Origin of the sequence: Streptococcus sp. CF7_Ac1-12, from assembly GCF_024295905.1 — a bacterium.
Lineage (GTDB): Bacteria > Bacillota > Bacilli > Lactobacillales > Streptococcaceae > Streptococcus > Streptococcus mitis_AP.
The window spans coordinates 1-2,500 of record NZ_JANCPG010000027.1 but is presented as its reverse complement, the minus strand read 5'-3'; the positions used below and the strand labels follow the sequence as shown (position 1 = coordinate 2,500).

1 tRNA gene and 2 rRNA genes (1 of these 3 cut by a window edge) are annotated in these 2,500 nt (G+C 50.1%); all 3 read right to left on the bottom strand.

Annotated elements, in window-relative coordinates:
* Positions 1 to 1,208: ribosomal RNA gene (locus tag NMM17_RS09500) — 23S ribosomal RNA — on the bottom strand (it extends 1,693 nt beyond the left edge of the window).
* Between the two features lie 124 nt (positions 1,209 to 1,332).
* Positions 1,333 to 1,405: transfer RNA gene (locus NMM17_RS09495), tRNA-Ala, on the bottom strand.
* A 51-nt stretch (positions 1,406 to 1,456) separates the two neighbouring features.
* Positions 1,457 to 2,500, bottom strand: a 16S ribosomal RNA gene (locus tag NMM17_RS09490); the annotation flags it as partial.

The following is a 2,500-nucleotide window of genomic DNA, read 5'->3' as shown; positions in this document are numbered from 1 at the left end:
ATAAAGGTATCCACAGCTTCGGTAAATTGTTTTAGCCCCGGTACATTTTCGGCGCAGGGTCACTCGACTAGTGAGCTATTACGCACTCTTTGAATGAATAGCTGCTTCTAAGCTAACATCCTAGTTGTCTGTGCAACCCCACATCCTTTTCCACTTAACAATTATTTTGGGACCTTAGCTGGTGGTCTGGGCTGTTTCCCTTTTGACTACGGATCTTAGCACTCGCAGTCTGACTGCCGACCATAATTCATTGGCATTCGGAGTTTATCTGAGATTGGTAATCCGGGATGGACCCCTCACCCAAACAGTGCTCTACCTCCAAGAATCTCTAATGTCGACGCTAGCCCTAAAGCTATTTCGGAGAGAACCAGCTATCTCCAAGTTCGTTTGGAATTTCTCCGCTACCCACAAGTCATCCAAGCACTTTTCAACGTGCCCTGGTTCGGTCCTCCAGTGCGTCTTACCGCACCTTCAACCTGCTCATGGGTAGGTCACATGGTTTCGGGTCTACGTCATGATACTAATCCGCCCTATTCAGACTCGGTTTCCCTACGGCTCCGTCTCTTCAACTTAACCTCGCATCATAACGTAACTCGCCGGTTCATTCTACAAAAGGCACGCTCTCACCCATTAACGGGCTCGAACTTGTTGTAGGCACACGGTTTCAGGTTCTATTTCACTCCCCTCCCGGGGTGCTTTTCACCTTTCCCTCACGGTACTGGTTCACTATCGGTCACTAGGGAGTATTTAGGGTTGGGAGATGGTCCTCCCAGATTCCGACGGGATTTCACGTGTCCCGCCGTACTCAGGATACTGCTAGGTACAAAGACTATTTTAAATACGAGGCTATTACTCTCTTTGGCTGATCTTCCCAAATCATTCTTCTATAATCTTTGAGTCCACATTGCAGTCCTACAACCCCGAAGAGTAAACTCTTCGGTTTGCCCTCCTGCCGTTTCGCTCGCCGCTACTAAGGCAATCGCTTTTGCTTTCTCTTCCTGCAGCTACTTAGATGTTTCAGTTCACTGCGTCTTCCTCCTCACATCCTTAACAGATGTGGGTAACAGGTAGTACCTGTTGGGTTCCCCCATTCGGAAATCCCTGGATCATCGCTTACTTACAGCTACCCAAGGCATATCGTCGTTTGTCACGTCCTTCTTCGGCTCCTAGTGCCAAGGCATCCACCGTGCGCCCTTATTAACTTAACCTTATTTTCTGACCTTTCAGTCATAAACTCTTATTAATACTACAGCGTTTTCGGTTTATTTTCTTGTTACTATTTGATATAGATATTCAATTTTCAATGTGCATTACTTGGTGATCTCTCACCAATGGAGCCTAGCGGGATCGAACCGCTGACCTCCTGCGTGCAAAGCAGGCGCTCTCCCAGCTGAGCTAAGGCCCCACAAGACCTCTCAAGACTAAACAAGACCAATGCGCAGTTCCTTATCCTTAGAAAGGAGGTGATCCAGCCGCACCTTCCGATACGGCTACCTTGTTACGACTTCACCCCAATCATCTATCCCACCTTAGGCGGCTGGCTCCTTACGGTTACCTCACCGACTTCGGGTGTTACAAACTCTCGTGGTGTGACGGGCGGTGTGTACAAGGCCCGGGAACGTATTCACCGCGGCGTGCTGATCCGCGATTACTAGCGATTCCGACTTCATGTAGGCGAGTTGCAGCCTACAATCCGAACTGAGACTGGCTTTAAGAGATTAGCTTGCCGTCACCGGCTTGCGACTCGTTGTACCAGCCATTGTAGCACGTGTGTAGCCCAGGTCATAAGGGGCATGATGATTTGACGTCATCCCCACCTTCCTCCGGTTTATTACCGGCAGTCTCGCTAGAGTGCCCAACTGAATGATGGCAACTAACAATAGGGGTTGCGCTCGTTGCGGGACTTAACCCAACATCTCACGACACGAGCTGACGACAACCATGCACCACCTGTCACCTCTGTCCCGAAGGAAAACTCTATCTCTAGAGTGGTCAGAGGGATGTCAAGACCTGGTAAGGTTCTTCGCGTTGCTTCGAATTAAACCACATGCTCCACCGCTTGTGCGGGCCCCCGTCAATTCCTTTGAGTTTCAACCTTGCGGTCGTACTCCCCAGGCGGAGTGCTTAATGCGTTAGCTGCGGCACTAAACCCCGGAAAGGGTCTAACACCTAGCACTCATCGTTTACGGCGTGGACTACCAGGGTATCTAATCCTGTTTGCTCCCCACGCTTTCGAGCCTCAGCGTCAGTTACAAGCCAGAGAGCCGCTTTCGCCACCGGTGTTCCTCCATATATCTACGCATTTCACCGCTACACATGGAATTCCACTCTCCCCTCTTGCACTCAAGTTAAACAGTTTCCAAAGCGTACTATGGTTAAGCCACAGCCTTTAACTTCAGACTTATCTAACCGCCTGCGCTCGCTTTACGCCCAATAAATCCGGACAACGCTCGGGACCTACGTATTACCGCGGCTGCTGGCACGTAGTTAGCCGTCCCTT